Annotated in this window: 8 protein-coding genes and 1 pseudogene; 6 read left to right on the forward strand and 3 right to left on the reverse strand. The window is 70.1% G+C overall.

The features are described 5' to 3' along the window. Positions 1-133: 133 nt before the first annotated feature. The gene (locus ACWCV3_RS26500) at positions 134-1,516 is read right to left on the reverse strand and encodes a glycine--tRNA ligase (RefSeq protein ID WP_161150485.1); all 1,383 of its coding nucleotides are present in this window, start codon (positions 1,514-1,516) and stop codon (positions 134-136) included. A 229-nt stretch (positions 1,517-1,745) separates the two neighbouring features. On the opposite strand from ACWCV3_RS26500, the gene ACWCV3_RS26505 reads away from it, so the two are divergent. From ACWCV3_RS26505 to ACWCV3_RS26520, 4 genes are all read left to right on the forward strand, one after another. Beyond that, positions 1,746-2,705: a metal ABC transporter substrate-binding protein gene (locus ACWCV3_RS26505; RefSeq protein ID WP_451229064.1), complete on the forward strand. Its 960-nt coding sequence runs from the start codon at positions 1,746-1,748 to the stop codon at positions 2,703-2,705. Next, positions 2,702-3,481 (forward strand): metal ABC transporter ATP-binding protein, encoded by a 780-nt coding sequence (locus tag ACWCV3_RS26510; protein WP_451229067.1) that lies wholly within the window; start codon positions 2,702-2,704, stop codon positions 3,479-3,481. Before ACWCV3_RS26505 ends, ACWCV3_RS26510 begins: the two co-directional genes overlap by 4 nt. Next, positions 3,481-4,374 carry a metal ABC transporter permease gene (locus tag ACWCV3_RS26515; protein ID WP_451229070.1) on the forward strand — a complete coding sequence of 298 codons (894 nt, stop codon included), beginning with the start codon at positions 3,481-3,483 and terminating at the stop codon, positions 4,372-4,374. Before ACWCV3_RS26510 ends, ACWCV3_RS26515 begins: the two co-directional genes overlap by 1 nt. A gap of 180 nt (positions 4,375-4,554) precedes the next feature. Continuing rightward, a complete protein-coding gene (locus ACWCV3_RS26520) occupies positions 4,555-4,971 on the forward strand; it encodes a Fur family transcriptional regulator (RefSeq protein WP_451229073.1) in 417 nt (138 codons plus the stop codon). Positions 4,972-5,050: 79 nt separating this feature from the next. Here ACWCV3_RS26520 and ACWCV3_RS26525 read toward each other — a convergent pair whose 3' ends face one another. Together ACWCV3_RS26525 and recO are read right to left on the reverse strand one after the other, a co-directional pair. Continuing rightward, positions 5,051-5,902 (reverse strand): isoprenyl transferase, encoded by an 852-nt coding sequence (locus ACWCV3_RS26525; protein WP_451229076.1) that lies wholly within the window; start codon positions 5,900-5,902, stop codon positions 5,051-5,053. Between the two features lie 30 nt (positions 5,903-5,932). Next, positions 5,933-6,679, reverse strand: a complete 747-nt coding sequence (gene recO / locus ACWCV3_RS26530) for a DNA repair protein RecO (protein ID WP_030814776.1) — start codon at positions 6,677-6,679, stop codon at positions 5,933-5,935. Positions 6,680-6,781: 102 nt separating this feature from the next. Here recO and ACWCV3_RS26535 point away from each other — a divergent pair, with 102 nt between their 5' ends. Continuing rightward, positions 6,782-6,991, forward strand: a complete 210-nt coding sequence (locus tag ACWCV3_RS26535; protein ID WP_451229080.1) for a hypothetical protein — start codon at positions 6,782-6,784, stop codon at positions 6,989-6,991. Positions 6,992-7,004: 13 nt separating this feature from the next. Beyond that, positions 7,005-7,080, forward strand: a pseudogene (locus ACWCV3_RS26540) (DNA repair protein RecO); the annotation flags it as partial.

Genomic DNA, 7,080 nt, shown 5'->3' on the forward strand with positions numbered 1-7,080 from the left:
ACGAGAGCTGACAGAATTCAATATCTGTCAGTTGTTAGTTGTCAGCGGATTGCGGGTAGACCCCGTCCAGGCACGAAGAAGCCCACCCTCCGACCCGGAGGTCCGGGCAGGAGGGTGGGCGGAAATGCGAAGGTCAGGCGCCGATCAGGCGGGCGGCGAGGTAGCCCTCGATCTGGTCGAGGGAGACCCGCTCCTGCTTCATGGTGTCGCGCTCACGCACGGTCACCGCGTTGTCCTCGAGCGTGTCGAAGTCGACGGTCACGCAGAAGGGGGTGCCGATCTCGTCCTGACGGCGGTAGCGGCGGCCGATGGCGCCGGCGTCGTCGAAGTCGATGTTCCAGTTCTGGCGCAGCGCCTGGGCGAGGCCCTTGGCCTTCGGGGACAGCTCGGGGTTGCGGGAGAGCGGGAGCACCGCGACCTTGACCGGCGCGAGGCGGTGGTCGAGGCGCAGCACGACGCGCTTCTCCATCTTGCCCTTGGCGTTCGGCGCCTCGTCCTCGGTGTAGGCGTCGAGGAGGAAGGCCAGCATGGTGCGGCCGACACCCGCGGCGGGCTCGATGACGTAGGGGGTCCAGCGCTCGCCGGCCTCCTGGTCGAAGTAGGAGAGATCCTGGCCGGACGCCTTGGCGTGCGCGCCGAGGTCGTAGTCCGTGCGGTTGGCGACACCCTCCAGCTCGCCCCACTCCGAGCCGCCGAACGAGAAGCGGTACTCGATGTCGGCGGTGCGCTTGGAGTAGTGGGAGAGCTTCTCCTTCGGGTGCTCGAACCAGCGCATGTTCTCCTCGCGCAGGCCGAGGTTGGTGTACCAGTTCCAGCGCTGCTGCATCCAGTACTCCTGCCACTCCTCGTCCTCGCCCGGCTTGACGAAGAACTCCATCTCCATCTGCTCGAACTCGCGGGTCCGGAAGATGAAGTTGCCGGGCGTGATCTCGTTGCGGAAGGACTTGCCCATCTGGGCGATGCCGAAGGGCGGCTTGCGGCGCGAAGTGGTCTGCACCTGGGCGAAGTTGGTGAAGATGCCCTGGGCGGTCTCGGGACGCAGGTAGGCGACGGAGCCGGAGTCCTGGGTCGGGCCGAGGTGGGTGGAGAGCAGGCCGGAGAACTGCTTGGGCTCGGTGAAGGTGCCCTTGTTGCCGCAGTTCGGGCAGTTGAGGTCGGTCAGGCCGTTCGCCGGGGCGTGACCCTTCTTCTCCTCGTACGCCTCTTCCAGGTGGTCCGCGCGGAACCGCTTGTGACACGAGGTGCACTCGGTCAGCGGGTCCGTGAAGGTGGCGACGTGACCGGAGGCGACCCAGACCTCGGGGGCCAGGATGACGGACGAGTCGATACCGACCACGTCCTCGCGCGACGTCACCATGTAGCGCCACCACTGACGCTTGATGTTCTCCTTGAGCTCGACACCCAGCGGTCCGTAGTCCCAGGCGGCACGCTGTCCGCCGTAGATCTCACTGCAGGGGAAAACGAAGCCACGGCGCTTGCTCAGGCTGACGATGGTGTCGATCTTGTCGGCGGCCACGGTGCTCTCTTCATTACGACGACGGGCGTTGAAGCGAGATGCTTCCAGCGAATGATTCAGGTTACCGGCGCATGCGTCCCCACGGCCAAATCGGCCCCCGCCGCGCCCCCTCCCGAAGGCGTCGAAGCCCGCCCGAACCCTTACCAAGCCGACCCGGGGAATCCGCTTCGCCGGTTCCCGGCGGACAGCTTGTTGACAATCGTTTCCAACTTTGTTGAAAATGACTGTCATGAACGTACGACGACGCCTCATATCCGGGTCCGCGACAGCGGCCGTCACCGCGCTGGGCCTCGCCATGCTGTCCGCCTGCTCGGACAGCAGCGCCGCTTCGGGGGACACGGGGAAGTTCGACGTCGTCGCCTCCTTCTATCCGATGACCTACCTCGCCGAGCGGATCGGCGGGCAGCACGTGCATGTGACCACCCTCAGCTCGCCGGGCCAGGAGCCGCACGACCTGGAGATCAGCCCGCGGCAGATCGGCGGCCTGGAGCGGTCCGACGCCGTCCTCTATCTGAAGGGGCTGCAGCCGTCGGTGGACAAGGCGGTGGACCAGTCACCGGTGAAGACGAAGATCGACGCCACCACGCTGACCACATTGGAGGAGCACGGCACCGAGGTCGGGGGCCGTGCCGCCGAGCACGAGGGCCACGACCACGAGGGGGAGAGCGGCAAGGACCCGCACATCTGGCTCGACCCCGTGCGGTACGCCGAGGTCGCCCAGGGGGTCGGCCGGGCCTTCGAGAAGGCGGACCCGGCCCACGCGGCGGACTACAAGAGGAACACCGCGGCCCTGGTGAAGCAGCTGGACGAGCTGAACACCGACTTCGAGGACGGGCTGGCGCACACCCGGTCGAAGGTCTTCGTCACGACGCACGCGGCCTTCGGCTACCTCGCCGAGCGCTACGGCCTCACCGAGGAGGCGATCAGCGGGCTGGACCCCGAGTCGGAGCCGAGCGGGGCCCGGGTGCGGGAGCTGCAGAGGCTGGCCGAGGCGGACGGGGTGTCCACCGTGTTCTACGAGACTCTGGTCAGCGACAGGACCGCGAAGACCGTCGCCGGGGACGCGGGTCTGAGGACGGACGTGCTCGATCCCATCGAGGGCATCACGAAGAAGTCGCGCGGGCAGGACTACCTCGCGGTCCAGCGGGCCAACCTCAAGGCCCTCCAGAGCGCGCTGGGGTCCAAGTGACCGGCGGCGAGCGGGAGCCGGCGCCCGTACTGACGCTGCGGGACGTGCGGGCCGAGCTGGGCGGGCGGCCGGTACTGCGGGGCGTCGACCTGGGCGTGCGGCCCGGTGAGGTCGTCGCGCTGCTCGGCGCCAACGGGTCGGGCAAGTCCACGGCCGTGCGGACCGCGATCGGGCAGGTGCCCGCCACTTCCGGGACCGTCGAGCTGTTCGGGACGCCGTTGCGGTCCTTCCGCGAGTGGGCCCGTGTGGGCTACGCCCCCCAGCGCACCTCCGCCGCCGGGGGTGTGCCGGCCACGGTGTCCGAGGTCGTGTCGTCGGGGCGGCTGGCGCGGACCCGCTTCGGCTTCTTCCGCAAGACGGACCGGGATGCGGTGGAGCGGGCGCTGGAACTGGTCGGCATGGCGGACCGGGCCGGGGACTCGGTGACGGCGCTCTCGGGGGGCCAGCACCAGCGGGTGCTGATCGCCCGGGCGCTGGTGTCCGAGCCGGAGCTTCTGATCATGGACGAGCCGATGGCGGGCGTCGACCTCGCCAGCCAGGAGGTGCTGGCGGCCACCCTGCGCGAGCAGGTCGGCGCCGGGACGACCGTTCTGCTGGTGCTGCACGAACTGGGCCCGCTGGAGCCGCTGATCGACCGCGCGGTGGTGCTGCGGGACGGCTGTGTGCTGCACGACGGGCCGCCGCCGAAGGCCGTCGGCCAGCACGCCCTGCCCGGCCACGACCACGTGCATCCGCACGAGGGCGCCGAACCGATCCGTACGGGACTGCTGAGCTGATGGAATTCCTGAACTACGCCTTCATGCAGCGGGCACTGCTCGCGGCCGTCCTGGTCGGCGTCATCGCCCCGGCGATCGGCGTCTACCTCGTCCAGCGCCGCCAGCCCCTGATGGGCGACGGCATCGGGCACGTGGCGATGACCGGCGTCGGTCTCGGCTTCCTGCTGAACTCCTCGCCGGTGTGGATGGCGACCCTCGTCTCCGTGGCGGGGTCCGTGCTGATGGAACTGATCCGGTGGTACGGCAGGACACGGGGCGACATCGCGCTCGCCATGCTCTTCTACGGCGGCATGGCGGGCGGTGTGCTCTTCGTCAATCTCGCGCCGGGCGGGTCCAACGCCAACCTCACGTCGTATCTCTTCGGCTCGCTGTCCACGGTGGCTCCGGCCGACGTGACCGCGATAACCGTGCTCGGCGCGGCGGTGGTCGCGGTCACGCTGGGGCTGCGGCGGCAGTTGTTCGCCGTCAGCCAGGACGAGGAGTTCGCGCGGGTGACCGGGCTGCCGGTGCGCGCGCTGAACCTGCTCGTCGCGGTCACCGCGGCGGTCACCGTCACCGTGGCGATGCGTGTCGTCGGCCTGATCCTGGTGTCGGCGCTCATGGTCGTCCCGGTGGCCGCCGCCCAGCAGCTGACCCGCAGCTTCGCGGCGACGTTCGCCATAGCGGTGGCCCTGGGTGTGACGGTCTCCATCGGCGGCACGATCACCTCCTTCTACGAGGACGTCCCTCCGGGCGCCACGATCGTCCTCCTCACCATCGCCGCCTTCGCCGTCATGACCGTCCTGGCCGCCCCCCTGGCCCGCCGCCGCGCCCGGACGACCCGGCCGACCGCGGACCCGGTCGAGTGCGCGATCCCGGCGACGCGGCCGGCGGGAGACGAGGTGGGCGTCTGACCACGGCTCCCGTCGCGCGGCCGGGTGCGGACCGCAGGCACCGGACCTCCCGGAACCTCGACCTCTCGCGGCCCGGTGCCCGCGCCTGCGAACCGCCACGGGCGCTTTCGCGTCTGACCACCCGAGGGTGAGGACTGGCACAATGGGCCGGTCAGAGGCGCAGGATTGAGGAGGCACCCGGTGACGACCGCTGGACCGCCCGTGAAGGGCCGTGCGACGAAGCAGCGCGCGGCGGTGGCGGCGGCCCTCGACGAGGTGGACGAGTTCCGCAGCGCGCAGGATCTCCACGACATGCTCAAGCACAAGGGCGACTCGGTCGGGCTCACCACCGTCTACCGCACCCTCCAGTCGCTGGCCGAGGCCGGCGAGGTCGACGTGCTGCGCACCTCGGACGGAGAGTCGGTCTACCGGCGCTGCTCCTCCGGTGAACACCACCACCACCTGGTCTGCCGCACCTGCGGCAAGGCGGTCGAGGTGGAGGGCCCCGCCGTGGAGAAGTGGGCCGAGGCCATCGCCTCCGAACACGGTTTCGTGAACGTGGCCCACACGGTGGAGATCTTCGGCACCTGCGCGGACTGCGCGGAAGCCGCCGGCTGAGCCGGAGGAACCGCACGACGACAGTGCCCCCCGCCGGACAGCGTGGGGCACTCTCACATCGGCTCACGCTCGGCGGTGGTTACGACGCGGGGTCGTCGCCCTTCATCGCCGCCTCCATGGCCAGCAGTTCCTCGTTGGGTACCGCTCCCCCGAACCGCCGGTCCCGCGAGGCGAATTCGACGCACGCCCGCCACAGGTCACGCCGGTCGAAGTCGGGCCAGAGGACGTCCTGGAAGACCATCTCCGCGTAGGCGCTCTGCCAGAGCAGGTAGTTCGACGTGCGCTGCTCGCCGGAGGGGCGGAGGAAGAGGTCGACGTCGGGCATGTCGGGGTAGTACAGGTACTTCTGGACCGTCTTCTCGGTGACCTTGGCCGGGTCCAGGCGGCCCGCCCTCACGTCCTCGGCGATGGCCTGCGCGGCGTCGGCGATCTCGGCGCGGCCGCCGTAGTTCATGCAGAAGTACAGGGTGAGGAGGTCGTTGTCCTTGGTCTGCTCCTGCGCGACCTGGAGTTCCTTCGCCACCGACTTCCACAGCTTGGGCATGCGCCCGACCCATCGCACCCGGATGCCCAGCGCGTCGAGCTGGTCGCGGGACTTGCGGATGAAGTCACGGTTGAAGTTCATGAGGAAGCGGACCTCGTCGGGCGAGCGCTTCCAGTTCTCGGTGGAGAAGGCGTAGAGCGAGATGTTGCGGACGCCTGCCTCGATCGCCCCCTGGAGCACGTCGAGCACCTGCTCGGCGCCCACCTTGTGCCCCTCGGTACGCGGCAGCCCCCGCTCCTTGGCCCAGCGTCCGTTGCCGTCCATGACGATCGCCACGTGCTCGGGGACCAGCTCACCGGGAAGCTTCGGCGCGCGGGCGCCGGACGGGTGCGGTTCTGGCGCCTGGTACTCCCGGCGCCGGCCCCCCAGAAATCCGCGTACGACCATGCTTCTCGTCTCCTCAGCCGTGCTTGCTGCTTACTTCTCTACGTAGCGCAGGGAGCGCAGTCCCCGTTCCAGATGCCAGTGCAGGTAGGCCGACACCAGGCCGCTCCCCTCGCGGACGTGCCGCGCCTCGGCCGCGTCCGCGGTCTCCCAGTCTCCCGTAAGCAGCGCGCCCAGCAGCATCAGGGTCTGCGGTGAGGGCACCACGCTGCCCGGCACCCGGCAGTCCACGCACACCGAGCCGCCCGAGGCGACCGAGAAGAACCGGTTCGGCCCCGGCATCCCGCACCGGGCGCAGTCGCCGAAGGTCGGCGCGTAGCCGTTGACCGCGAGCGAGCGCAGCAGGAAGGCGTCCAGGACGAGGTTGGAGGCGTGCTCGCCACGCGCGAGGGTGCGCAGGCCGCCGACCAGGAGGAGGTACTGCTGTACGGCGGGCTCGCCCTCGTGGTCGGTGAACCGCTCGGCCGTCTCCAGCATGGCGGTACCGGCGGTGTAGCGGGAGTAGTCGGTGACGATGCCGCCGCCGTACGGGGCGATCGTCTCGCTCTGGGTGCACAGCGGCAGCCCACGCCCGACCAGCTCGCTGCCCCGCGCGAAGAACTGCACGTCGACGTGGGAGAACGGCTCCAGGCGGGCCCCGAACTTGGACTTCGTGCGCCGTACCCCGCGCGCCACGGCCCGCACCCGGCCGTGGCCCCGGGTCAGCAGGGTGATGATCCGGTCCGCCTCGCCCAGCTTCTGGGTGCGCAGCACGATGCCGTCGTCGCGGAACAGACTCATGCCGTCCATTCTCGCCCACGCCCAGACCCGCGAAGGCGTCGCTCCGGTCATCCGCCCCCGGCTGTGACCTGGTCCACGCCCGGCTCTACGATCCCGTTGGACGTGACGCACGTGTGCGCACGGGCCGCCTGGGGCGGCATGACCGTGCGCTGGTCCACGTCGACGCCCACCTCGCTGCTCTCGGGCGCGGAGGTCCTCGTGGACGGCACCTCCGTGGCGAAGGTCGCGGCCCAGCACACCCTGAAGATCGTGCTCGTCGGCACGTCGGGCCGTCCGACGGTCACGGCGGACGGCATCGCGGTCCTCGACTGAGCCGTCCCGCAGGGCGGCGGCCTCCGCCGGTACCGCCATGCTGGAGACGGCCGAGCGGTTCACCGACCACGAGGGCGAGCCCGCCGTAC

The organism is Streptomyces sp. NPDC001781 (assembly GCF_053596035.1).

Bases quoted from the DNA above. Each gene is read 5' to 3' on its own strand.
- recO (WP_030814776.1), bottom strand. From the start codon at position 6,679: ATGAGTCTGTTCCGCGACGACGGCATCGTGCTGCGCACCCAGAAGCTG.
- ACWCV3_RS26515 (WP_451229070.1), top strand. From the start codon at position 3,481: ATGGAATTCCTGAACTACGCCTTCATGCAGCGGGCACTGCTCGCGGCC.
- ACWCV3_RS26525 (WP_451229076.1), bottom strand. From the start codon at position 5,902: ATGGTCGTACGCGGATTTCTGGGGGGCCGGCGCCGGGAGTACCAGGCG.
- ACWCV3_RS26505 (WP_451229064.1), top strand. From the start codon at position 1,746: ATGAACGTACGACGACGCCTCATATCCGGGTCCGCGACAGCGGCCGTC.